Here is a 22,944-nt window from a genome sequence, read left to right on the forward strand (position 1 = left end):
GATCATGCGAGTTGAGGGATCGAATAGGTGGATGTCCAGAGCGTTTCGTACTCTGTGGGGCTGATGTTACCGAGGTAGCTGTGCCGGCGTTCGATGTTGTAGAAGTTGTCGATGTAATCGGCCATGGCGGCAGCTAATTCGATGGTGGTGGCCCAACGGCGGGTGTTGAGTAGTTCGACTTGCATCCGTGCCCAGAAGGACTCCATGGCGGCGTTATCGAAGCAGTCGCCCACGGTACCGAACGAGCCGAGCAGGCCCCACCGCCGCATGTTCTCACCAAAGCTCCAGGACGTGAACTGACTACCATGGTCGGCATGCAGAATCGTTGGGCCACTGCGGTTTCTGCTATCGGCGGCCATGTTGACCGCATTGTTGACCAGGGCGGTGTCGGGGGTGGTGGAAAAGGTGCGGGCGACGATCATCCGCGAGAAGCAGTCCAGGATCGCGCAGCAATACACCTTGCCGTCACGCGCGGGATGTTCGGTGATATCCGTACACCACAGTTCGTTCGGCTTGGTGGCAGTGAACTGCCGATTGACCAGGTCAACGGGGGTGTCGACACCAATCAGGTTGGGTTTCCGCCGCCCGGGACGCGGCACCCCGTACAGGCCGTGCTCGGCCATTATCGAGTTGACGAGCTTGTGGTTGACGTTCATCTCGTAGTCGGCCAACAACGCCGCGCGGACCCGCCGGCGCCCGTAGGTGCCGCGGGAGCGTTGGTGGATCTCGGTGATCGTGTCGGCCACAATGAGGCGACGCACCTCGCGGTCCGGGACAGGGCGGTGCCGGTGATACTGCAATAGAGAACGCGTCAATCCTGTTATCCGGCAGGCAGATCGGCCTGAGTATCCTCGCGCGATCAGCCCCTCAGTGATCGCGCGTCGGCGTTTTGGGGGCACCACCGCCTGCTCGTCGAACAGCTCGCACGCGTCGCGGGTCAGGGCCAGCTCGGCCTCGAGCGCCGCGATCCGCTTGCGAGCCGCGGCGAGTTCGTCAGCCTCCACACTGGGAATGCCCTCGATGACCCCGGCGTCGATCAGTGCCTGACGTTTCCAACGGAACAGAGTTGCTTCACAGATCCCGGTCTCGACCGCAACGGCAGCCACCGGTTCACCCGATCGCAGCCGCGCAACGATTTGCCGACGGACCGACGACGAATACTGACGGGGCATGTGACCTCCCGATGATCACTCTGCCCTCTACTCGCATGACCGTGGACCAACAACACGGGTACAGATCAGCTGGACCACCAAACGGGTCCCCCTCACGAGGCCCAAGAGAAGCTCTCGCAGTGGCTGACTTCTGGTCTGCTCGTGGCGGTTGAGGACCGAGTTGATGGGGGAGTGAGTGCCTTCCCCGCGGCCCTGATCGGTCTATTTGAGGGAGCAAACGTCGGCAAACGTGTGTTGAGCGTCGCCGGAGGTTGAATCAGTCTTCGCCGGCGGCCAGGAGGGTCGCCTGGCGAATCACCGCGGGGTCGTGTGTCGGGTCGAGTTTGGCTAGCGTGGTCAGCGCCGTCCGTGCAAGGTGGACGGCGGTCAGCTTGCCGCACTCACGGGCATTGCGTTCGTGCGCGCTACGCAGAATCGCCTCGTGTTCGTCATGTGCAATATGGGCCAGCTCCAACGCGTTGTTGGCCGATTGCCTATAGAACGTGCGATAGCGTTCCGCATGGTCCCACAGCTCTTCAAGCTGGCACCGTATACGGGTGCCGGCCCCGCTGAACAGGGTCGTGTGAAATATCCGGTGCGGTATACGGAAATCGTCGAACGAGCTCGTAGTTGTGCTGAGCCAGGCCTTGTCCATGTCCTCAAAGGCCTTGGTCGCCTGTTCGAGTTGGCGGGTGTCGAGGCGCGGAACGCTGATCTGCACTCCTAGCGTCTCGAGCACGATCCGCATCGCGGCAACCTGCTCTAGGTCCGCAACCGACAGCGACGCCACCCGTAGTCTCCGGTTGAAGTCGCCTTCGAGCAGTCCTTCGCTTTGCAGCCTGCGCAGCGCCTCCCGAAGGGGGGTACGACTGATGTCAAGCTGTGCCGCCAGCTGGACCTGTGACACGATTGCGCCCGGCTTGAGCTCGGCGTTGATGATGGCCCGCCGGATGACGTCATATGCCTGTGCAGTCGTATTGACTGGCGCAGCCGACGATGTGTCGGGCGCTGGGGCGTCCCTGACTTCGGTCAATGATTCCGCCTTCATCAGTCCGCTGCTCGGCGTGATTCCCACGCCGAGCGCTTTCGCGTTGTCCTTGCAGTCACACTAGCGGTCGGGCCGCATCTGCATACAGTTTAGGCGCGCATTACCCGTGCGCGCGACGCTCGCGCCTGACGCATGACGTCGTCGAGACCGGCATACGTCGATGATCCGTTCTTGACGACGACCCCGCCTACCATGACCAGCTCAACATTGGCAGGTGTGGCGGCGGCGACTATGGCGTCGACCGGATCTGCTGCTGAATAGAGGTTGAGCGCATCGAGATTGACAATGATGAAGTCGGCTTGCTTACCCTCCGTGATCGTCCCGATCCGGTCATCGAGCCCGGACGCAACGGCCGCATCGCGGGTGACGAATCCGAGCAGTTCGGCAGCGGCGGGCGCTACCACGCCCTTGTCGGGATGCGTGGTTGCATACAGCACCGATGCTGCTTGCGCCGCACGCCGGCTGTGAACATGTCACCCGCGACGCATATCTTGGTGTCGCTGCTGAGGCTGACCCTGCCACCAGCTGCCAGGAATCGATCCGTCGCAGGCAGGCCCAGGCCCGGCATGCTCGTCTCCACGGCCGGCGCCACGGAAATGGAGGCATCAGCCGCGGCCGCCTGCTCCATTTCCTCGTCACTCGACCGGCAGCAGTGCACCAACAGCAGGTCGCTGTCCAGCAGTCCGCGTTCGTGCAGGAAGTTGATACCGCCGGGACGCCAGCCCATGTGCATGCTGGCTCGGACACCCAAGTCGCGCGCCATGGCCAGGTCGGCGACCGTGACTTCTGGCGTAGTCATATCCGGTCCCCGCAGCATGGCGTTCAGGGTGACCAATGCGGTGTCATCGGACAGAACGTCGGACCGCAGTCGGAGAATGTCCGGCGGGTGACCCCTGCTGCTGCCGAGCATCCAGGTGTCGGATTCTGTCGACGGCCACCCGTGCGCGAGGACGGCACGGATACCGCTGTCGCGCAGCGCCGCGACCACAGCGTCAGCGTGGTCGCGGCTGTTCTGGATGTGCGACTCACTGCGCACGGTAGTGATGCCGGCGTCCAGCGCTGTCAGGGCACCCATCAACTCACCGATGTAGGCGTCCTCGGGTGTGACTCGGGGGCCCCACGTCTGCTGAACGTAGCGGCGGTAGGTGGGGAAGTCCCAGCCGAAACCGGTAAGCCGAAGTGCGCCTTGCCAGTTGTGCCGATGGGTGTCGATGAGTCCCGGTAACACCACCTTGCCTGTGGCGTCGAAGACGTTCTCGCCGCGTACCTTTGGCACCGACCCCACGGCATCGATGCGGCCGTCGACGACACGCACGTCGGCGAGCATCGTGCCGGATTCTGGATCCATCGTGACGACCGTGCCGCCCCGCACCACGAAGGTGCTGTGCGCTACGTCGGGCGTGGCGGATGGCATGGTCACGACGCGGGCAGGTTTGGTCAGTCGTCGAAGGCGTCGGCCTGGTGTTCCACCAGGTAACGGTAGTCGTCGCGAACGGGGGCGTAGACGTCGACGTTGAGCGCCACCTCCTCACCGATCAGCCACGCGGTATGCGGAGCATCAGCCGGAATCTGCAGCACCTCTCCGGCACCGACTTCATATACCTGTCCATCGACTTCGAAGCCGACTGTGCCCGCGAACACAAAGCTGATCTGATCGAACGGGTGCGAATGCGGAGGGGGAGTGGGGATGTCGTGGCCGGGGTGAAACCAGTTGACGGTCACCAGCGAGCCATCGCTGCGTACTGCGGTCCGCACCAGAGCGCCACCTGCGATGCTCTCCTGGGGCAGCTCCGTAAGACGCGAGTGGATCACGCGATTAGGCATTGCCTTCCCCATCTGTCAAGTCGATTGGTCCAAGCGGATGCAGAGAACGCGCCGCGAAACGCCAAGTCCCGTCCGCGCCAAACGTATAGCGGTCCCGGTATTCCCCGACGTACTCGATGACCGGTGCACCGGTTCCGTCGACCACGTGCAGCACCAGCGTGACCGTCCCCACCGCAGAGCCGGGTTCGTCGGGCTCTATGCGGACATTCGTGCATTGATGGAGGGTGTGCCGGGCGGTGTTGGTTGCGCGGTGGTCTGCCCACGCCAGCAGCTGCTCCCGACCGACAAGACTGTTGGGACCGATGGTGAGTGTGCCGTCCTCGGCGTAGAGTTCGGCAACGTCGTGCCAGCGCGCGTGATCGAGCAGCCAGGCATGCTCGACGATCAGATCGTTGAGCGCGGCAAGGTCGCTGTCGGTCAGTGTTGCCGCCGCAGTCATGCGCTGACCACCGCCGATTCGGTGTGCACTGCCGTGCCGGGCTTTCCGATCGGGTTGCGGAGGGTGCCGACGGTCTCGATGTCGATCTCGACGACGTCGCCGGTCTGCAGGAAGGTCATCGGTCCGTGCGACCGTGCCACGCCCGCGGGCGTGCCGGTGGCGATGATGTCACCTGGCACCAGGGTCATGATGCGGGACAGGTAGGCGACCAGATCGGCGACGGAGAAGATCATTGCCGACGTGTCGGAGTCCTGTACGACGTTTCCGTTGACGCGTGCTTTGATCGGCAGCGCCTGCACGTCGTCGATCTCGTCGAGCAGGACCAGTGAGGGGCCGGCCGGTGCGAATGTGTCGATCGCCTTGCCGCCGGTCCACAGCTGGTTGGCCATCTGGAGATCGCGGGCACTGACGTCGTTGAGCGGCATGACTCCGGCAACGTGGCTGAGGGCGGACCCGGTGGGAATGTTCGATCCGGCCTTGCCGATCACCACTGCGAGTTCAGCCTCGTAATCCACCTGCGAGGTCACCGCCGGCGGACGTACGGGCACGCCGTCACCGATGAGCGAGTTGGCGAACTTGCCGAAGAACATCGGCTCGGTGGGAATCGCCTGACCGGTCTCGGCGGCATGGTCGTGATAGTTCAGGCCGATACAAATGAACTTCTCCGGCTTGAGCACCGGAGCACACAGTGCCACCGATTCGCGGGCGAACACCGCCTGGCGGTCGCGCAGTTCGTCCTCGTGCTTTGTCGCCAAGTCGCCCAGCTGTGCCGCGAATTGCGGTCCGCGGGTCAAGATCGGGACGATGTCACCGTCGGACGAGCCGAGGTCGTCGATGCCGGCAACCGCCACGAGAGTGGCGATGTCGGTCAGCTCCGACCGGGAGTGCTGCTGCAGCGCGGGGCGGGGGCCGTGGCCGTTGTCATAGGTAGCTAAGCGCATAGTGCGTCCTTTACGTGGTTGTCCATGGCGTGCAGGGATCGGGGTAGTCTCGGCGTCAACCAGACGGCTGGGTATTTGCGATACGGTCGACGAGCTCGGCGATATGACGAAGATGGTCCAGGTTGTCGACGGAACCGGGGTCGACGACATCGCCGAGGCGAGCGCCCTGCAGCAACCGTTTGACGGGAACTTCGAGCTTCTTGCCGATCTTGTTGTGAGGGATGCCGGGAACGATGATGATGTCGTCCGGAAGATGGCGCGCCGACAGCGATGCCCGTATTTCATCGCGTATCCGCGCGGTGACTTCCTCAGGATTGGAGCCGGCGACCAGCTGAACGAACAACGGGACGAAGTACTGTTCGCCACGTTCCACGCCCACCACGAGCGCTTCGATGACTTCTGGCAAATGCTCTACAGCGGAATAGATTTCGGCTGAACCCATCCGCACACCCTGCCGGTTGAGGGTCGAGTCGGATCGGCCGTGGATGACAGAACTGCCGTCCGTATCGAACTCGATGAAATCGCCGTGGCGCCACACTCCCGGATACATCCGGAAGTAGCTGTCGAGGTATCGGGTGCCGTCGCTGTCGGCCCAGAAGTGCAGGGGCATCGACGGCATCGGCTTGGTAACGACCAACTCGCCCGGTGCATTGATGATCGGTTGAGCATTCGGGTCCCAGGCGGCGACGGCGACTCCGAGGCACGGAGCCTGAATGCGACCGGCACGGACGGGCAACGTGGGAGCGGCGCCAACAAACGCCGAGCAGATATCTGTCCCGCCGCTGCATGAGGCCAGCCACTTATCCGACCCAACCCGATCACTGACCCAGCGGAAGCCCTCCGGCCCCAGCGGCGACCCGGTGACGATGATGGATCGCAGTGCGCTGAGGTCGAAGTCGTTGCCCGGCTGCAGATCTGCCGTGCGATACGTATTGATCAGGCCCGCGCCCATGCCCAGGATGGCCGCTTTGTGGCGGTCGGCGATCCGCCAGAGGCTTGAAACGTCGGGGTGGGCGGGACTGCCGTCGAAAACGATGAGCGTTGCGCCCACCAGCAATCCACTCACCATCAGATTCCACACCATCCATGAGGTGGAACCGACGAAGAAGAACCGATCTTCGGGTCGCAGGTCGTTCTGCAGCCGCAGTGTCTTGAGATGCTCAAGAACTATGCCCCCGTGCCCATGCACGATGCCCTTCGGAAGGCCGGTGGTTCCCGATGAGAACAGCACCCACAGCGGGTGGTCGAACGGAACGGGGGCGAACGTCAGCCGATGCTTACCCGACGTGGCGACGGTCCAGGAGACGACCGGTACATCCAGACGTGGTGCGTTACGGGTGTCGACGCACACGACCTGGACGAGCGACTCGAGCTGTCCGGCGATCAGGGCCAGGCTCTCGACACGGTCGCGCTGCTTGCCACCGTATCGGTATCCGGTGTTGGCAACCAACACTTTCGGCCGCAGCTGGCTGAATCGATTGACGACGGCGTGGTCGCCGAACTCGGGTGAACACACCGACCACACCGCACCGATGGACGCGCAGGCCAGGAACGCCACTATCGGCACTTCGGTGTTGGGCAGATAGCCCACGACTCGATCGCCCTGTCCGACCCCCGACGCGCGGAGGTGAGTCGCGAAGGCAGCGACCTGCCTGCTCAACTCCGCCCAGGTGACTGTCGATTCGTCGTCCTCGGTGACGCAGATCAGCGCGGGCGCCTCCGGGTCGGTCATCCTCCGGAACGCCTGCTCCGCGTAGTTGATTTCGGCCCCGGGAAACCACTGGGCACCGGGCATCCGGGCATCGGTCAGGGCCGGCAGGGAAGAGAGCAGGTCCAAACCCTCGAACTCCGCCACCGAGTGCCAGAATCCGTCGACGTCGTCGGTCGACCACCGCCACAGTGCCATGTAGTCGGCGAATCGTCGCTGTTTGTGGACGTCGAGCCACTCAAGGTAGTCGGTCAGTCCGCTTTTCTGGACCACATCGGCAAGGGGTGTCCACACCACGTCTCCGAGCGTCTCCGGTACGCGGGTGCCAGCACTGGACGGCATTGGCGGTCTCCTCCGGTCTCGAAGAACTGTATGCAGTTCCTGCTAGCGGGTCAAGATTGCGCGCAGGGTCGCCTGAAGATCTAAGCCGTCCGGGGTCCACCGGGTAAGGCGCTTGTGCAAGCGAACAAACTTCGGCTGGCTAGTTGCGTAAAGGCATTGCTGTGTGGACACTCTGTAGACAGATTGGAGAGGCATGGATCACACTGGGTCGGCTCGAAGGACCTCAATCACCCGCGCGCTCTGGTGCCCTGCAGGCTCTCGTGTCGTGCGCTCTGTCGGGTTCCGATGGAACCGGTCGGACGGCCGCAATATCCACCCAGATGAAAGTGGCGCTACCGCAGTGCGGATGGCGCGGATTGGAAGTCAAGGATGCCCGTACTCGCTCATGGGGAGCTCGACGCCGACGTCGTCATCGTTGGCTACGGCCCGGTCGGACAGGTTGCGGCGGCGCTGCTCGGACAATACGGCCATCGCGTCATCGTCCTGGAACGGTATGCGGCACCGTATCCATTGCCTCGTGCCGTCGGTTTCGACGGTGAAGTCCGCCGCATCTTTCACAGGTTGGGTATCGACGATGCCATCGCGTCCGAGATTGTCCCGGTCGACGCCTATGAGTGGATTGGTGCCGACGGAAATCCTTCGCTGACAATCGATTTCAGTGCAAGACATCGCTCCGGCTGGGCAACCACCTACCTGTTCTATCAACCCGTCGTCGAGGCGGCGCTGAACGATGCGGCACAGCGCCATCCGTCGGTGACGGTGCGGCGCGGCTGGGACGTTTGCAGCGTTGTCCAGCATGACTCGCATGTCGAGGTGGGTGCCGTCCCCGCGGCGCCGAGCCAGGACGAGGATGCACTTACCGTCCGGGCCCGCTGGGTGATAGGCGCCGACGGTGCGAACTCCCTCGTACGCAACGCTGCTGGGATAGGTTGGGACGATTTTGGGTTTGCCGAGCAGTGGTTGGTAGTCGATGTGCGACCGCATGAAATCAGCCAACTGAGCGGTTTGCCCCGACTAGCGCAGGTATGCGATCCGCGGAGACCGCATGCGATCGTGGCGAATGGCAGCACGCACCGGCGGTGGGAGTTTATGCTGCTCGATGGCGAGCAGCCCGACGACTTCACCGAAGAACGGGTCTGGCAGCTGCTGAGTTCCTACATATCTCCCGATGTCGGTGTGTTGGTGCGCCGCGCGGTTTACGAGTTCCGTTCACTGAGTGCGCAGACGTTTCGTGATCGCAGGATCCTGCTCGCCGGCGATGCCGCACACCTGATGCCGCCGTTCATGGGCAAGGGAATGTGTTCCGGTGTCATCGACGCAGCGAATCTCGCGTGGAAACTCGATTTCGTCATTCGAGGTCTAGCGGACGCCGCGTTGCTCGACACCTATGGGGCAGAGCGAAAGCCGGCGACCGACGCAGCGGTACAGGAGTCGCTGACGATGGGTCAATTCTCCTGCACCCTCGATCCCGACATCGCCCACGCGCGCGACGCTGCGTTGCGCGCCGGACTGGTTCCGCCCGTTTCTCCGCCGCCGATGCTGAAGGCTGGCGTGCTGCGCGCACCCGGGGTCGATGCGCTGGCGGGATCTTATGCGGTGCAACCACTGTTGGCCGCCGACGATGGCAGCACGTGGATGGATGATCTCTGCGGTGGCGGCTTCGTTTTGGTGACCATCACGCCGAATCCGGATCAGGTACTCGGGCCTCGGCGTCTGGAACTGCTGGATACTCTCGGCGCCACCATCGTGACCCTGGCCTCCCACCACGGTGTCGGGCATCACGACGCGGACGGACGGCTCTCGGATTGGATGCACACACATGGGGTGTCGTCGATTCTCGTGCGTCCCGATGGTTACACGTTCGGATCGGCCGGCGGTGACGACGAGGTGATCGCGTTGGTCGACGACCTCGCCGCACACTTCAATGACCGGGGCGCCGGCGACCGAGCCTGAGTCTTCCAATTGGCCGATTGTGCGCCCTCACCCGTCCCTTCGACGCACCGCGACGGCGAGGAATGTCCTCACGTGCATTTGTGCAAACTCCGGATCCCGCCGGATGGTCAGGTCGTGCTCCTCGGCGTCTGCCCGAACTGTCGGACCTGAGGGAAGGTCGTCACCATGTGGGCAGTGGCGCGGTCACTCAAGCAGACGTGACGGTGCGGCACGTCGCCAGGAAAGCGCGCAAAGTCCCCGGCGGCCAAGTCGACCGGATCGGTGATCGGGCCGGTCCGCAACTTCCCGGTGATGACGTATAGGTGGTGAAGCGTTCCCGCCGAGTACGGCTCGACGACCGCCTGGTCAGCACCGTTACGCGTGAGTCGCAAAGCGAGCGTCCGCACGTATCCCGAGCCGTATGTCTCGTCGAGTATCCGCTCCGACCAGGCCGGATCGCCCGACCACTCCGCTTCGTCGCTCCGTTGGACGAACACCGGGGTGCCCCATTCGGTCAGCAAACGCCGGGCAGGCATGTCGAGGGCCGAGCCTAGTTGCGCCAAGGTCTCCACTGTCGGATTGCCCTCACCCTGTTCGATTTTCGAGAGCGTCTGCTTCGATAGACCCGACCTCCGCGACAACTCTCCCAGCGACATGGCGCGCTCCAGCCGGAATCGCTTCATGTTGCGCGCTACCAGAACATTTACCTCGCGGGGAGTGTCACTTTTAATTGCCACCTCGTCATTGTTGACGAACCAGCGCCAATTCTGCAATATAGGTCAAGTAATAGTGACGAGCCGGGTGATCAAAAGTGACATCCGGCTCTGGACGTCGGAGGTGCGATATGACAGCGGCGGTCATGGACACCGGTCGCGACGACCGAGCGGCGATCGACAAGGCGTTTAGCCTGCTCGTCGCATTCGGGGACGACGCGAGCACTGGACTCGGAGTGAGCGAACTCGCCCGCCGGACCAGCCTGAGCAAATCCACCGCATTTCGCGTGCTCGGCATGCTCGAGCGCAACGCCATGGTCGAACGGGTGGGCAAGAACTACCGCCTGGGATCCCGGCTACACGAACTCGGACGCGGGGTCTACGCGCCCGGCCAGGACCGCCTGCGCGACGTGCTGCTGCCGTACCTCACCGAACTCTTTGAAATGACCAAGCAGACAGTCCATTTGGCGACGTTGCATGGATCCGATGTGCTCTATCTGGCCAAGCTCTACGGTCATCGCACTATCGCAGCGCCGTCGCGCATCGGCGGTCGATTGCCTGCGACCTGCACGGCCATCGGCAAGGTGTTGCTGGCCTCCGATGCGGATGCAGCGGCCGCCGCATTGGCTGGCCCGCTGCCACGATTGACCCCGAGGTCGATCGTCGACCCGGGCCGCATGGCCCAGGAGTTGACGGCCATCCGGCGCGATGGAATCGCCACCGACGTCGAGGAAAGCCGACTGGGCGTTCAATGCGTCGCCGCACCCGTGCTGGGACGTAACGGCAAGCCGGTGGCGGCACTCTCGGTGTCGCTGCCCAAGGCCACGGACACGCGCGCCGTCACCGCCGCGCTCCGGCACGTGTGCGCATCCGCCGGCCAAGGGTTCCACCGCGCGGGCCCCGTCTGCGTCGCCTGATCACGAGTCCGGTATGTCGTCCAGATCGGGATCGGCCTTGGTCACCCAATCGGGTTCGACCACCAGCAAGCTCAGCTCAGCTCCTGGCACATCCACATCCAGCACGTAGCGAAACCCTGCTGCCCGCGCCGCCGACACGACGGCCTCGTCGCCCGCCTCGGCGGCGAAGACGACGCGTCTGCAGCTGCCACGAGCGGCCAGGATCGACCGCGTCAGCTCGGCAAGCGCGCGCGTGAATCCCTGGGAGGCGATCCGATCGATGGCGTACAGCTCGACGTCGTCGAGGCTCACCGGGTAGGCGTCGCGCAGCCGGCCGTCGATGCTTCGGCGGGCACCAAACGCTACGTCGGAACCACAGCGCAACACCACGCCTCGCTGATCGTCGCTCGTTCGCTGCCATGACGGCCCCAACTCGACGTCGGCGAGAAACGCCCCACTCACAAGTGGTCTCCGCCCGCGGCGTTCGCGAAGCCGCGCACCCGGATGCCGCCGTCGACTTCGATCGCCTGCCCCGTGATGGGGCCGCTCTGCTTCCGCGAGGCCAGCAGCACATACGAACCGGTGAAAGCCGCGGGGTCGGTGCTGGAGTCGTGCAGGGGAATGGGTGGGGGCGGATCGTCGGCCTTCTTCTTGGCGAACGACGCCGCGATCGACCGGTCTTGCAGATCGAGCGCCGCCGGCCCGCTGAGCTTGGTGTTCATCGCTCCGCACGCAACGCCGTTGACGCGCACCTTGGGCGCCAACTCGTAGGCCAGCTCGCGCATCAGACCAAGGCAGGCGTGCTTGCTCGCGGTATAGATCGGCCCGCCGCCGTTGACATAGAACGAGGCGTTGGACAGGGTCATGATGATGCTGCCCCGGGTCTTGACCAGCTCGCGCCACGACGCTTCGGCCGCCAGGAGATACCCCTTGACGTTGATCGAGAACACCTCGTCGAAGGTCTGATCCAGCTGCGCGCCCGTAAGCTTGGTCAGTTGCCGCTGGTAGTCCCAGATGCCCGCGTTGGCAACCAGCGTGTCTAGCTTGCCGAACCGCCGCACCGTTTCCTCCACCGCGGCGTGCAACTGCTCCGAGTTGCGAACGTCGGCGGCGATGCCGTGGATCCGCGAAGGGTCTGCGGACTCGTCGACGACCTCCGCAAGCTGCTCGGCCTTGCGGCCGATGATGACCACCGACGCGCCCTCTGCCACGAATCTCTCGGCCACTGCGCGTCCGATGCCGGATCCGCCGCCCGTGATCAGAGCAACGTCGTCCTGGAGCCAGCCGGTCACGACAGCTCCACCAGGAAGCCGGAGACAAGCCGTTCGAAATCACGCTGCCGTTCTAGCTGAACCCAGTGACCGCAGTTGCCGAAGACATGCAACTGCACGTTTTTGATCTGCTTCAACATGATCTGGGAGCCATCGAGGGTGATGGTGCGGTCATCACGGCCCCACAGCAGGAGCGTTGGCGCGGTGATCTTGTGGAGGTTACGCCACAGCGGATCCATCCCGTGGCGCTTGGCGAACGCGGCGTTGTACCGGTGGTAGAACTCGATGTGGCTGGGGTCCAGGGAGGCTTCGTAGCGAGCCTTGACGACGTCCTCGCCAAACTGCTTGTGATTGAACACCATTGTTCGGATGAAGTTGGCCATCTTCTTCTCCGAGGGGCCCCCGTTGTAGTAACGGAACATCTCCTTCTGCCCCTCCGTCGGCGTCGGACCGAATGGCAGCCAACCGCCGCCGGGAGCCATCAACACCAGACCGGAGATTCGTTCGGGCTGCGTTTGGGCCATGGCAATCGCCGCCGCACCGCCAAGGCTGTTGCCCAGCAGATGAAAACGGTCGATTCCGAGCTCGTTGAGCGCTTCGAACAGGGCTCCGACGGCGATCTCGGTGATGGATTGCGCGTCGAGGTCCTCCTCGGTGGGGCGGTAACTTCCGCCGAATCCCGGTTGGTCGGGCAGGACGACCCGGAAGTGCCGCGACAGCGCAGCCAGGTTCTGGTGGTAGTTGCTGACCCCGGATGCACCGGGGCCACCACCGTGCAGCATCACCAGCACGGGTCCTTCGCCGGCCTCGGCGACGGCGATCTGGCCAAAGGACGTAGCGACGACGTACCGCCGCACGTCGATCGATTCCTGCTGATCCACTCCAGTAGTGGTCATGGCTGCTCCTCGGTGGTCCGGTTCAGAAGAAGGTGGAGAGATTCTTGGCCTGCAGAACGCTCTGGTCGAGCAGGATCACGCGCCGTGCCACCCGCAACCCGTCAGGGGTGCGGCGCAGCAGGTCCGTGCGACGGCCCGCGAAGACATTTTCCTCGCGCTGCAGCCTGTTGCGATAGACCAGGAAAGCCGACCGCACCTCAAGATCCTCAGCCGTGAACCCGGTGTGCACTACTGGATCTGCATGTCGTACCGCGACATTCGTGACCAGATGGCGGGTGCGTGACGGTGGATCTTCAGCCCATGCCATACCCGAATCGAACCTGCGGATGCGCCACGCCAAGCTGTCCTTGGTCTCGTCGTAGAACGCAGCCTCGCCCCGAGCTGCGATCGAAAGTGCTTGCTGTCGGCGTGATCTATTGGTGCGACACGGCATCCAATAGTCCAGATCCTCGGCAAGCAGATCCAGCCAGTCCGCGAACCGGCCATCGTCGAGGAGTTCGGCTTCTTCGAAATAGAACTGCTCGACCTCGAAATGGACGTCGCGGTCGGCGCGCCGGCCCACGAGCGGTCCGGTTGCCGGCGGGGTGGCAGTCGGGCTCATCATGTCATCTCACTTCACTCGTTTTGAGTCATCCTTTGGCCCTCGCAACGTCACTGTCGCAACAGTTTCCGAAGATCGGTGCCGGAATTGCACAGCTGCGTCGCAGTCACCGGGGTGCCCCGGTCGATCATGCGACGCGCCGCCCTCGCTGCCGTCGAATCACCCACGCTGACCGCGCCGACGACCCGACCATCACGCAGGCCGAAGATCGAGAACGGCACTTCGCCGAAGACTCCTCGCGTGGCGGTATCATCGACGTTGTCCAGTGCACCAACGACTTCCACGTGTAGACCATGACGGTCGGTCCAGAACCATGGCGCGCTGTCGGCGGGCGGCTCGATGCCCAGAATCGTCGCCGCAGCACGGGCTCCGTCGTGTTGAGCGGCCTCCCAATGCTCGCTACGGTGCGGGGGTGCACCGTCGGAGTGGACGACCGCTGCGTCGCCCACGGCGAACACCGCGGCGTTGGACGTCCGCTGGCCCGCATCCACGACGATGCCGCGGTTCACCTGGAGGCCGGCCGCTCGGGCGAGCGATGTCTCGGCAACCATGCCGACGGCGAGCACCGCGACGTCGAACTGCCGGAGATTCGCCTCACCGGCCAGTCGAACCGAGACCCCGTTACCGGTGTCCTCGAACTCCGAGATGGCGCCATGCACCGTTGTCACGCCACGGGTCGCGTGAATGCCGTGCAGCCAGGTGGCGACGTCTACCCCAAATGCCCCGGCGAGAGGCGGTGACACGGGATCGGCGACCACCACCTGACACCCCAGTTCGGAAGCGGTGGAGGCCACTTCGGCACCGATCAGTCCCGCCCCGACGATCAGCACCCGCGCGCCCGGAGCCAGAGCAGCACGCAGACGGTCGGCGTCCTCAGCGCTCCGCAACACGTGGACACGCGCGCTGTCGGCGCCAGGAATGGGCGGCCGGGCAGCCCGTGCACCCGTCGCCAGGATCACGTGGTCGGCAGACACCGTCGATCCATCGGTGAGCTCCACCGCGCCGGCGTCGGCCCGCAACGCGGTAACGGTGGTCTGCGCCATCAGCCTCACCCGCTGGTCGTCGAACCACTGCGGTGATTGCAACGCGATGTCCTCGAGGTTCGCGGTCCCCGCCAGGTACTCCTTGGACAGCGGGGGACGGTCGTAGGGAAATTCGCCGCCGTCGATCAGCGTCAAGTCCCCGTCGTACCCGCCGGACCTCAGTGCCGCGATCGTGCTGACGCCACCGATACCGCCGCCGACCACCACCACCCCGCCGGCCATCAGGGCCGTTGTCCCGGGAACAGGTACACGTCGTTGCCGCGGACCTCGACGCGGTGCGCGACGGCGTCCTCGGTCGCCGGCATACCTTGTACTGCACCGGTTTTGAGACAGAACCTGCTGGCGTGCAGCGGGCACTCCACGAAGCCGCCCTCGACCCATCCCTCAGCGAGCGACGCGTCGGCATGCGTACACGTGTCGTTCAATGCCCACACCGTGCCGTCATCATCGCGCAGCAGTGCGATGTCGTCGTCGGTGCCCGTGACCACCCGGTCGACGGCGATGCCCTCGCCCTCGGGGATATCGTCCAGCGCGGCAACCCGGATGCCGTCGGTCATGGCTGGGCCGTCTCGTGCCAGGCCGGCGTGTTCATCAGGTCGCGCCAACGGGCATAGAACGACCGCGCGGCCGCATCGCTATAGAGCTCACTTGTGGTGCCCGGATGGATCCCGTCGTGTCGCTCGGATCCCATTCCCATCTGATAGTTCAGCGGCACGGCGTTGGTGATGAACCCGTGCGAGATCGCCTGCACCTCGCTCCAGTTCTCACCGTCGTCCTGCTCGAAGATCCCGCTTGGCCCAAAGGTGCGGAGGTTGTAGAGCCGCTGGGCTTCACGCACCTCTTCGGGCATTGACTTGTCGACGATCGTCCACGCCCAAACTTCCATCCGATCGGGCCCCTTCGGGTGCCAAATTCGGATCGAACCGTTGACCGGCAGATAGGAGAAGTTGGGAAAGACGTTGGCGTGCCCGGTGGTCAGCGGGCCTTCTACCCTGGCGTCACCGAGGCGTTCACGCAAGGCGTCGTAGTCCATCCACTCGTGAACGGTCTGGGAGTCGAACCGGTTGCGAGGGTGCACGGGGAAGCCGTGCCCATGGCCCTTGGGGTCGACGTACTGACGTCCGGTTCGGTGCACGATCTCCGCGCGGGGCTTGCCCTTCGGTGACAGCACCGTCAACGCCGAAGCATGGCTCATGTTGACGTGGTACCAGTCGGTGGCAAACTGCTCGGCCGCGAGCTTCCAGTTGCCATCGAGGACCCACTTGTGCACGCCACCAACGACTACCGTGGCCTCTTCGTCGTGGTCGAGCATCGCGTCCATGTACCACGCCATGTCACCGAGGGATTCCCGCAGCCCCTCAGGGTTGGGATCCCACGTCCCGAAGATCAGCCCGTGGTAGGAGTCCACGTGCGGTACCTCGACGAGCCCCCAATCGGCGGCGCTGAACCCTTCCGGGTACCCCTCGCTGTTAGGGATGCTGATCAGCTTGCCCTCGAGATCGTAAGCCCAGCCATGGTATGTGCACGTAAAGCTCTTGGTAGCACCGTAGTCGGCACGGCATACGCGGGCCCCGCGATGTCGGCACGAGTTCAAGAACACCTTGATCTGGCGGTTCTTGTCCATCGTGACGATCACCGGGTCTTCACCCATGTAGGTGGTGAAGAAGTCACCCGGTTTGTGGAATTGATCGGTGTGCGCCAGGAACAGCCAGCTGGTCGCGAAGATACGGCGCAGTTCCTGGCGGTAGATCTCCTCGTCGGTCCACACGGCACGATCCAGCAGGCCGCCTGCGTTGTCGACCAGACCCGACACGTCGATGTTGCGGGTCAACTCGGCGGGGCGTTGCAGTCCGCCGCGTTCAGGCGCGGTCACTACCTGTGACTCGACGCCCGGCTCCTTCGTTGACGTCATGACAGACACGAAACTCGATCGCGAAGTTAACCTCCACCAAACGTTTCGCACAGCGGCACACCTAGTGGGATTGCGCGCCCATCCACGCGAATCTGGTCGGGTGCTTGCCGCAACAGCCGTATCCCAAAACCCCGACGACCCGTTGTCCGGACTTCTGCTGACCGAGGTGCCCAAGCCCCGACCGAAGGACGGCTGGGCAGTGGTACGCGTCGTGTCCTCGTCGCTGAACATGCACGACCTGTGGACGCTGCGTGGCGTCGGGCATTCACCCGAGAATCTGCCGATCGTGCTCGGCTGCGATGCCGCAGGCTACGACGAGGACGGCAATGAGGTGATCGTCTACCCGGTGATTGCCGATTCGGACGCCGGTGGTGGTGACGAGACGCTCGACCCGAACCGTGCCCTGCTCTCGGAACGCCACAACGGTGCATTCGCCGAGTACCTGACGGTGCCACGGCGCAACCTCGTACCCAAGCCGGCCTGGTTGTCCTTCGACGAGGCCGCCTGCCTGCCCGTAGCATGGACCACCGCTTACCGAATGTTGTTCACCAAGGCCAACTTGCGACCCGGTGACCGCGTCCTGGTCCAAGGCGCCGGTGGCGGCGTCGCGTCCGCGGCGATCAAGATCGCGTGCGCCGCCGGGGCGGTCGTCTATGCCACCAGCCGCACCGAGGCCAAGCGTGCAGATGCCCTCAGCTGGGGGGCGCACGCTGCCCTGCCGACTGGCGAACGGCTGCCCGAGCGCGTCGACATCGTCATCGAAACCGTCGGCGAGGCCACCTGGTCTCATTCGCTGAAATCCCTTCGCCCCGGCGGCACCGTTGTGGTCGCAGGCGCCACCACCGGTATGAATCCGTCCGCCGACCTGGGGCGGATCTTCTACCTGCAGCAGCAAATCCTCGGTTCCACGGGCTGTACCCGCAGCGAACTGGTGGCGATGCTGCGGATGCTGGAGGCCACCAACACCCGACCGGTGATCGATCGCACCATGCCACTGAGCGAGATTCACAACGGCTTTCAGCTCATGGTCGACGGCACGCTGACCGGCAAAGTCGTCATCCATCCACCTGCACCAAAAGACGGAGATCGGTCGTGACCGCAGCTGCCGTCGGCCTGTCACACTCGCCGCTGATCGGGAAGAACGATCCCGAACCGGAAGTGCTCACACGGGTCGACGAGGCTGTACGACAAGCCAAGACGTTCATCGCCGACTTCGCGCCCGAGCTGGTCGTCCTGTATGCACCCGACCACTACAACGGATTCTTCTACAAGGAGATGCCGCCCTTCTGCCTGGCGACCGCAGCGAACGCCGTTGGCGACTTCGGCTCGCGGGAGGGTCCGCTGTCGGTCGACACCGAGGCCGCCAAGGCTCTTGCCGTGGGGGTCTTGGAACGTGGGGTCGACTTGACGGTTTCAGCACGAATGACGGTCGATCACGGATTCGCCCAGCCGCTGGAGACGTTGTTCGGTGGCATCGATCGCGTCCCCGTCGTGCCGATCTTCGTCAACGGAGTGGCTACGCCGCTGTGCCCGATCAGCCGCATCCGAGCGCTCGGCACCGCGGTCGGCGAGGCAGCCGCCGAGCTGGACCGTCGCGTCCTGTTCGTCGCCTCCGGCGGGCTGTCCCACGATCCTCCGGTACCCGTGCTCGAGGGGGCGCCACCGCGGGTGGCCGACGCCCTGATCGAGGGACATCCCCCGACACCCGAACAACGCCTCAAGGGGGAGGGCCGGGTGGTTCAGGCCGGCCGCGACTACGTAGCCGGAACCACGTCGATGATCCCCATCAATCCCACATGGGACAACCGGCTCCTCGACATCATCGAAAGCCGCGCGCTCGACGAGTTCGACGCCTGGACCGCCGAGGGCATGGCCGCCGAGGCAGGTGGTTCGGCCCACGAGGTACGCACCTGGATCGCGGCGTTTGCGTCCCTTGCCGCCTTCGGGACCGACTACCGCCTCACTTCCCGCTTCTACGAGCCGATTCCATCCTGGATCGCCGGCTTCGCAGTGGCTACCGCAACGCAGGAGACCTCATGACGACAGACCGCTCTGCAGTGATCACCGAGGCGCGCGAACGCATCGAAACTGCAATCACCACCGGCAAGCCGGTCGCACCCATACGCGACCTCATCGGTGCCGACGACATCGCTGCCGCATATGCGGTACAGAACCAACTCACCACACGCCGGATCGCCGGCGGGGCACATGTCGTGGGACGCAAGATCGGCCTGACGTCGCCAGCCGTCCAGAAGCAGTTGGGAGTCGATCAGCCCGACTTCGGGGTGCTGTTCGCCGACATGGACGTCACCTCCGCTGCCCTCGTCCCCTCGCACCGACTACTGCAGCCGAAGGCCGAAGCCGAGATCGCCTTCGTGCTGAAGGCAGACCTCGACGGTGGCGGCATCGACGAGGAGCGGGTCAGAGCCGCCGTCGACTACGCCGTAGCCGCCCTGGAGATCGTCGACAGCCGGATCGCCAATTGGGATCTCACGATCGCGGACACCGTCGCCGACAACGGCTCCTCTGGTCTGTTCGTGCTTGGCCAGCATCGGCTCACCCTGGATGAGTTCGAGCCGAAGGATGTCACCATGCAGATGTATGCCGACGACACACTGGCATCCGAGGGCCACGGCACCGCGTGCCTGGGTGATCCATTGACTGCGCTCGGCTGGCTGGCACGCACTGCCATCGAATACGGAGATCCCCTGCGCGCCGGCCACGTCATCCTGTCGGGAGCGCTCGGGCCGATGGTGGCGGCGCCTCCGGGGACACGGATCCGCGCCGAGATCGGTCCGCTGGGCGAGGTTACGGCGAATTTCTCTGACCTGCAGGAGGAGTCGTGATTAAGACCAAGGTAGCCATCATCGGCTCCGGCAATATCGGCACCGACCTCATGTTCAAGGTGCTGCGGCTATCCGAGATCCTCGAGGTCGGAGCCATGGTGGGCATCGATGCTGCCTCCGACGGCTTGGCGCGGGCGAAGCGGCTCGGCATCCCCACGACGCACGACGGGGTCGACGGATTGATCGCGCTCCCGAACTTCGCAGAGATCGACATCGTTCTGGATGCCACCTCGGCCAAGGCTCACGTCGCCAACGCGGCGCGGTTGGCGCCCTACGGGAAGAAGCTGATCGACCTGACACCTGCCGCGATCGGGCCGTTCGTGGTCCCCCCGGTGAACCTCGACGAGTGCCTCGACGCCGGCGTCGACAACGTCAACATGGTGACGTGCGGCGGCCAGGCCACCATCCCGATGGTGGCCGCCGTGTCGGCGATCACCCCGGTTCCCTACGCCGAGATCGTAGCCTCCATCGCTTCTAAATCGGCTGGTCCCGGCACCAGGGCCAACATCGACGAGTTCACCGAAACAACTTCGCACGCCATCGAATCCGTCGGTGGCGCCACCCGTGGCAAGGCAATCATCGTCCTCAACCCCGCCGACCCCCCGTTGATCATGCGCGACACCGTGCTATGCCTCATCGGCGACGCCGATCACGACGCCATCCGGGACTCGGTGACGGCGATGGCCGATCGGGTTGCCGCGTACGTGCCTGGGTACCGGCTCAAGCAGCAGGTGCAGTTCACCCCCATTGCCGACGGCGAACCGGTGCACACCCTGGTGCCCGAAGGCTCGCCGCCGGTCACCACCCAGGTGTCGATCTTCTTGGAAGTCGAAGGGGCCGCCCACTACCTGCCCGCCTACGCGGGCAACCTCGACATCATGACCTCGGCCGCGTTACGCGTCGCCGAGGCCATAGCTCAACGTAGTCGCGTCGAAGCGGAGATGTCCCTGTGAACACACCGCTGTACATCCAAGACGTCACCCTGCGTGACGGGATGCATGCCATCAGGCACCGCATCGAACCCAGCGACGTCGGCCGCATCGTGGCCGCCCTCGACGCGGCGGGGGTGGACGCGATCGAGGTCGCGCACGGTGATGGCCTGGCCGGCGGTTCCCTCAACTACGGACCGGGCAGCCACACCGACTGGGAGTGGATCGAGGCAGCTGCTGAGAACATCTCGAACGCCGTCCTCACCACCCTGTTGCTGCCAGGCATCGGCACCATCGTCGAACTCGAACGTGCCCACGCTGCCGGCGTGCGATCCGTCCGGATCGCCACGCACTGCACCGAGGCCGACATCTCGGCACAGCACATCGCGAAGGCTCGCGATCTCGGCATGGACGTGTCGGGATTCCTGATGATGAGCCACATGGCACCCGCCGCGGAACTCGCTCGACAGGCCAAACTCATGGAGTCCTACGGCGCGAACTGCGTCTACGTGACCGACTCCGGCGGCAGGCTCACCATGGACGGCGTCCGTGAACGCATCCGCGCGTACCGCGAGGTCTTGGCCGACGGCACCCAGATCGGCATCCACGCGCACGAGAATCTGTCTCTGTCGGTGGCTAATTCGGTGATCGCCGTCGAGGAGGGGGTCGTCAGAGTCGACGCGTCGTTGGCCGGTCAGGGTGCCGGCGCGGGGAACTGCCCCATCGAGGCTTTCATCGCCGTGGCGAACATCAATGGATGGACGCACCGCTGTGATCTGTTCGCACTGCAGGACGCCGCCGACGATCTGGTCCGGCCACTGCGTGATCGACCGGTTCAGGTGGACCGCGAGACGCTCACGCTCGGATACGCCGGCGTGTACTCGTCGTTTCTGCGGCACGCGGAGAAGGCGGCTAAGCGCTACGACGTCGATGCCCGCACCCTATTGCTCGAGGTGGGTAGGCGCGGTCTCGTCGGTGGCCAGGAAGACATGATCGTCGACATCGCACTGGACCTGCTGTCGAGCGAATCCACTCGCACACAGTGAGTTCTCCAATGAGTCTCGCGGGACTATCTCGTTAACGGTGTTTCCGGCGGTTTTGATCAGTAGGTTTCGGCTGCCGGGAATCGGTCGGCGAAGGTGATCGCGAACGCATTCAGGGCAGGTTTCCACCGCATCGTCCATCGTGCCCTGCCGGCACCGGTCGGGTCCAGTGATCGGGTGACCAGATACAGGCACTTGAGGGCGGCCTGCTCGGAGGGGAAGTGGCCGCGGGCTTTGATCGCGCGGCGGTAGCGGGCGTTGAGCGACTCGATGGCATTGGTGCTACAGATGACACGGCGGATCTCCACGTCGTAGTCCAGGAATGGGATGAACTCGTCCCAGGCGTTGTCCCACAGGCGGATCACCGCCGGGTAGCGTTGCCCCCATTTCTGGGCCAGATCGTCGAACGCCGTGCGGGCCGCAGTCGCGTTGACTGCGGTGTAGATCGGTTTCACATCACGCTTGATCTCGTCCCAGTACTTGCGGGAGGTGAGCCGAAAGGTGTTGCGCAGCAGATGGATGATGCAGGTCTGCACGATCGCCCGCGGCCATACGTTGCCCACCACCTCCGGCAGTCCCTTGAGCCCGTCGCAGACGACGAAGAAGGTGTCCTTGATGCCGCGGTTGCGCAGATCGGTGAGCACGCTCATCCAGAACTTGGCGCCCTCCCCGCCGGTGCCGGCCCACAATCCGAGGATGTCGCGTTCCCCGGCCAGGGTGACCCCGATGGCCGCGTAGAACGGCCGGTTGGCGACCTGGCCGTCGCGGACCTTGACCACGATCGCGTCGATGAAGATCGCAGCGTAGGTTTCATCCAGGGGCCGCACCGACCAGTCGTTCATCTCCTCGATGACCTTGTCGGTGATGCGACTGATCGTCTCCTTGGACACCGATGCCCCGTAGATCTCGGCGAAGTGCGCTGAAATCTCCCCGGTGGTAAGCCCTTTGGCGTACAAGGACAAGACCACCTCATCGACCCCGGACAGTCGGCGTTGACGTTTCTTGACGATCTGGGGCTCGAACGTCGATGCCCGATCGCGCGGCACGTCGAGTTCGACCGGGCCGGTGGTGTCGGTCAGCACCGTCTTGGTGCGGGTCCCGTTGCGGATGTTGCCCGACCCCGCCTCGGGCGGGTCGTGTTTCTCATACCCGAGGTGCTCGGTCATCTCCTCATTGAGTGCGGTCTCCAGGACCGTCTTGGTCAGCTGTTTGAGCAGCCCGTCGGGCCCGGTCAGCGACAGGCCCTGTTCCTGTGCTAGTCGGACCAGCTCGACCGCAGCCTTCTGCGCTGCGGACTGCTCAGCCGCCTTCTTCTTCGCCACATCTTCCAGTGTCGTCATCACGGCACCTTTCTCGCCGAGCATCGCTCAGCGTGTCAGTGCCGGAAACACCGTTACTTCCACAGTCCC

Annotated in this window: 24 protein-coding genes; 7 read left to right on the forward strand and 17 right to left on the reverse strand. The window is 64.4% G+C overall.

Annotation, left to right across the window (positions count from 1 at the left end):
• Positions 1-2 precede the first annotated feature (2 nt).
• The 8 genes from ACXDF8_RS26200 to ACXDF8_RS26235 form a co-directional block, all read right to left on the reverse strand.
• Positions 3-1,106 carry an IS3 family transposase gene (locus tag ACXDF8_RS26200; protein WP_457223823.1) on the reverse strand — a complete coding sequence of 368 codons (1,104 nt, stop codon included), beginning with the start codon at positions 1,104-1,106 and terminating at the stop codon, positions 3-5.
• A 322-nt stretch (positions 1,107-1,428) separates the two neighbouring features.
• The gene (locus tag ACXDF8_RS26205) at positions 1,429-2,226 is read right to left on the reverse strand and encodes a GntR family transcriptional regulator (RefSeq protein ID WP_457226169.1); all 798 of its coding nucleotides are present in this window, start codon (positions 2,224-2,226) and stop codon (positions 1,429-1,431) included.
• 62 nt (positions 2,227-2,288) lie between these two features.
• Positions 2,289-2,636: an amidohydrolase family protein gene (locus tag ACXDF8_RS26210; RefSeq protein ID WP_457226170.1), complete on the reverse strand. Its 348-nt coding sequence runs from the start codon at positions 2,634-2,636 to the stop codon at positions 2,289-2,291.
• Positions 2,597-3,613 carry an amidohydrolase family protein gene (locus ACXDF8_RS26215; protein WP_457226187.1) on the reverse strand — a complete coding sequence of 339 codons (1,017 nt, stop codon included), beginning with the start codon at positions 3,611-3,613 and terminating at the stop codon, positions 2,597-2,599. The genes ACXDF8_RS26210 and ACXDF8_RS26215 overlap by 40 nt, the downstream gene beginning before the upstream one ends.
• 23 nt (positions 3,614-3,636) lie before the next feature.
• Positions 3,637-4,023: a cupin domain-containing protein gene (locus ACXDF8_RS26220; protein ID WP_457226171.1), complete on the reverse strand. Its 387-nt coding sequence runs from the start codon at positions 4,021-4,023 to the stop codon at positions 3,637-3,639.
• Positions 4,016-4,462 carry a nuclear transport factor 2 family protein gene (locus ACXDF8_RS26225; RefSeq protein ID WP_457226172.1) on the reverse strand — a complete coding sequence of 149 codons (447 nt, stop codon included), beginning with the start codon at positions 4,460-4,462 and terminating at the stop codon, positions 4,016-4,018. The genes ACXDF8_RS26220 and ACXDF8_RS26225 overlap by 8 nt, the downstream gene beginning before the upstream one ends.
• Complete coding sequence (locus ACXDF8_RS26230; protein WP_457226173.1) at positions 4,459-5,403, reverse strand: fumarylacetoacetate hydrolase family protein; 945 nt, start codon at positions 5,401-5,403, stop codon at positions 4,459-4,461. Before ACXDF8_RS26230 ends, ACXDF8_RS26225 begins: the two co-directional genes overlap by 4 nt.
• 55 nt (positions 5,404-5,458) lie before the next feature.
• A complete protein-coding gene (locus tag ACXDF8_RS26235; protein WP_457226174.1) occupies positions 5,459-7,453 on the reverse strand; it encodes an acetoacetate--CoA ligase in 1,995 nt (664 codons plus the stop codon).
• 450 nt (positions 7,454-7,903) lie between these two features.
• On the opposite strand from ACXDF8_RS26235, the gene ACXDF8_RS26240 reads away from it, so the two are divergent.
• Positions 7,904-9,406, forward strand: a complete 1,503-nt coding sequence (locus ACXDF8_RS26240) for a bifunctional 3-(3-hydroxy-phenyl)propionate/3-hydroxycinnamic acid hydroxylase (RefSeq protein ID WP_457226188.1) — start codon at positions 7,904-7,906, stop codon at positions 9,404-9,406.
• A gap of 107 nt (positions 9,407-9,513) precedes the next feature.
• Here ACXDF8_RS26240 and ACXDF8_RS26245 read toward each other — a convergent pair whose 3' ends face one another.
• Positions 9,514-10,068 (reverse strand): helix-turn-helix domain-containing protein, encoded by a 555-nt coding sequence (locus ACXDF8_RS26245; protein WP_457226175.1) that lies wholly within the window; start codon positions 10,066-10,068, stop codon positions 9,514-9,516.
• Between the two features lie 176 nt (positions 10,069-10,244).
• On the opposite strand from ACXDF8_RS26245, the gene ACXDF8_RS26250 reads away from it, so the two are divergent.
• The gene (locus ACXDF8_RS26250; RefSeq protein WP_457226176.1) at positions 10,245-11,015 is read left to right on the forward strand and encodes an IclR family transcriptional regulator; all 771 of its coding nucleotides are present in this window, start codon (positions 10,245-10,247) and stop codon (positions 11,013-11,015) included.
• On the opposite strand, the gene ACXDF8_RS26255 is transcribed toward ACXDF8_RS26250, so the two are convergent.
• From ACXDF8_RS26255 to ACXDF8_RS26285, 7 genes are read right to left on the reverse strand one after another with little or no spacing between them, the layout of a single operon-like run.
• Positions 11,016-11,456 carry a hypothetical protein gene (locus ACXDF8_RS26255; RefSeq protein WP_457226177.1) on the reverse strand — a complete coding sequence of 147 codons (441 nt, stop codon included), beginning with the start codon at positions 11,454-11,456 and terminating at the stop codon, positions 11,016-11,018.
• Positions 11,453-12,286 carry an SDR family NAD(P)-dependent oxidoreductase gene (locus tag ACXDF8_RS26260; RefSeq protein WP_457226178.1) on the reverse strand — a complete coding sequence of 278 codons (834 nt, stop codon included), beginning with the start codon at positions 12,284-12,286 and terminating at the stop codon, positions 11,453-11,455. Before ACXDF8_RS26260 ends, ACXDF8_RS26255 begins: the two co-directional genes overlap by 4 nt.
• The gene (locus ACXDF8_RS26265) at positions 12,283-13,161 is read right to left on the reverse strand and encodes an alpha/beta fold hydrolase (protein WP_457226179.1); all 879 of its coding nucleotides are present in this window, start codon (positions 13,159-13,161) and stop codon (positions 12,283-12,285) included. The genes ACXDF8_RS26260 and ACXDF8_RS26265 overlap by 4 nt, the downstream gene beginning before the upstream one ends.
• 22 nt (positions 13,162-13,183) lie before the next feature.
• Positions 13,184-13,762, reverse strand: coding sequence for an aromatic-ring-hydroxylating dioxygenase subunit beta (locus tag ACXDF8_RS26270; protein ID WP_457226189.1), 579 nt, complete (start codon positions 13,760-13,762; stop codon positions 13,184-13,186).
• A 50-nt stretch (positions 13,763-13,812) separates the two neighbouring features.
• Entirely contained in the window at positions 13,813-15,027 is a 1,215-nt protein-coding gene (locus ACXDF8_RS26275; RefSeq protein ID WP_457226180.1) for an NAD(P)/FAD-dependent oxidoreductase, read from the reverse strand.
• A complete protein-coding gene (locus ACXDF8_RS26280; protein ID WP_457226181.1) occupies positions 15,027-15,362 on the reverse strand; it encodes a non-heme iron oxygenase ferredoxin subunit in 336 nt (111 codons plus the stop codon). The genes ACXDF8_RS26275 and ACXDF8_RS26280 overlap by 1 nt, the downstream gene beginning before the upstream one ends.
• Positions 15,359-16,531: an aromatic ring-hydroxylating dioxygenase subunit alpha gene (locus ACXDF8_RS26285; protein WP_457226190.1), complete on the reverse strand. Its 1,173-nt coding sequence runs from the start codon at positions 16,529-16,531 to the stop codon at positions 15,359-15,361. The genes ACXDF8_RS26280 and ACXDF8_RS26285 overlap by 4 nt, the downstream gene beginning before the upstream one ends.
• 286 nt (positions 16,532-16,817) lie before the next feature.
• Here ACXDF8_RS26285 and ACXDF8_RS26290 point away from each other — a divergent pair, with 286 nt between their 5' ends.
• From ACXDF8_RS26290 to dmpG, 5 genes are read left to right on the forward strand one after another with little or no spacing between them, the layout of a single operon-like run.
• The gene (locus ACXDF8_RS26290) at positions 16,818-17,813 is read left to right on the forward strand and encodes a zinc-binding dehydrogenase (RefSeq protein ID WP_457226182.1); all 996 of its coding nucleotides are present in this window, start codon (positions 16,818-16,820) and stop codon (positions 17,811-17,813) included.
• Positions 17,810-18,757 (forward strand): 3-carboxyethylcatechol 2,3-dioxygenase, encoded by a 948-nt coding sequence (locus ACXDF8_RS26295; protein ID WP_457226183.1) that lies wholly within the window; start codon positions 17,810-17,812, stop codon positions 18,755-18,757. The genes ACXDF8_RS26290 and ACXDF8_RS26295 overlap by 4 nt, the downstream gene beginning before the upstream one ends.
• Positions 18,754-19,563 carry a 2-keto-4-pentenoate hydratase gene (locus ACXDF8_RS26300; protein WP_457226184.1) on the forward strand — a complete coding sequence of 270 codons (810 nt, stop codon included), beginning with the start codon at positions 18,754-18,756 and terminating at the stop codon, positions 19,561-19,563. Before ACXDF8_RS26295 ends, ACXDF8_RS26300 begins: the two co-directional genes overlap by 4 nt.
• Positions 19,560-20,516 carry an acetaldehyde dehydrogenase (acetylating) gene (locus tag ACXDF8_RS26305; protein ID WP_457226185.1) on the forward strand — a complete coding sequence of 319 codons (957 nt, stop codon included), beginning with the start codon at positions 19,560-19,562 and terminating at the stop codon, positions 20,514-20,516. Before ACXDF8_RS26300 ends, ACXDF8_RS26305 begins: the two co-directional genes overlap by 4 nt.
• Complete coding sequence (dmpG, locus tag ACXDF8_RS26310) at positions 20,513-21,538, forward strand: 4-hydroxy-2-oxovalerate aldolase (RefSeq protein WP_457226186.1); 1,026 nt, start codon at positions 20,513-20,515, stop codon at positions 21,536-21,538. The genes ACXDF8_RS26305 and dmpG overlap by 4 nt, the downstream gene beginning before the upstream one ends.
• A gap of 56 nt (positions 21,539-21,594) precedes the next feature.
• Here the strand turns inward: dmpG and ACXDF8_RS26315 are convergent, their stop codons facing one another.
• On the reverse strand, positions 21,595-22,878 hold the full coding sequence (locus ACXDF8_RS26315) for an IS256 family transposase (protein WP_457225951.1): 1,284 nt from the start codon (positions 22,876-22,878) through the stop codon (positions 21,595-21,597).
• Positions 22,879-22,944 lie beyond the last annotated feature (66 nt).

It is taken from the genome of Mycolicibacterium sp. CBM1 (assembly GCF_054073305.1).

Excerpts from the sequence above, each read along its gene's own strand:
- ACXDF8_RS26275 (WP_457226180.1), bottom strand. The coding sequence starts at position 15,027 with ATGGCCGGCGGGGTGGTGGTGGTCGGCGGCGGTATCGGTGGCGTCAGC.
- ACXDF8_RS26230 (WP_457226173.1), bottom strand. The coding sequence starts at position 5,403 with ATGCGCTTAGCTACCTATGACAACGGCCACGGCCCCCGCCCCGCGCTG.
- ACXDF8_RS26250 (WP_457226176.1), top strand. The coding sequence starts at position 10,245 with ATGGACACCGGTCGCGACGACCGAGCGGCGATCGACAAGGCGTTTAGC.
- ACXDF8_RS26245 (WP_457226175.1), bottom strand. The coding sequence starts at position 10,068 with ATGAAGCGATTCCGGCTGGAGCGCGCCATGTCGCTGGGAGAGTTGTCG.
- ACXDF8_RS26235 (WP_457226174.1), bottom strand. The coding sequence starts at position 7,453 with ATGCCGTCCAGTGCTGGCACCCGCGTACCGGAGACGCTCGGAGACGTG.
- ACXDF8_RS26270 (WP_457226189.1), bottom strand. The coding sequence starts at position 13,762 with ATGAGCCCGACTGCCACCCCGCCGGCAACCGGACCGCTCGTGGGCCGG.
- ACXDF8_RS26215 (WP_457226187.1), bottom strand. The coding sequence starts at position 3,613 with ATGCCATCCGCCACGCCCGACGTAGCGCACAGCACCTTCGTGGTGCGG.
- ACXDF8_RS26265 (WP_457226179.1), bottom strand. The coding sequence starts at position 13,161 with ATGACCACTACTGGAGTGGATCAGCAGGAATCGATCGACGTGCGGCGG.
- ACXDF8_RS26300 (WP_457226184.1), top strand. The coding sequence starts at position 18,754 with ATGACGACAGACCGCTCTGCAGTGATCACCGAGGCGCGCGAACGCATC.
- ACXDF8_RS26225 (WP_457226172.1), bottom strand. The coding sequence starts at position 4,462 with ATGACTGCGGCGGCAACACTGACCGACAGCGACCTTGCCGCGCTCAAC.
- ACXDF8_RS26220 (WP_457226171.1), bottom strand. The coding sequence starts at position 4,023 with ATGCCTAATCGCGTGATCCACTCGCGTCTTACGGAGCTGCCCCAGGAG.
- ACXDF8_RS26280 (WP_457226181.1), bottom strand. The coding sequence starts at position 15,362 with ATGACCGACGGCATCCGGGTTGCCGCGCTGGACGATATCCCCGAGGGC.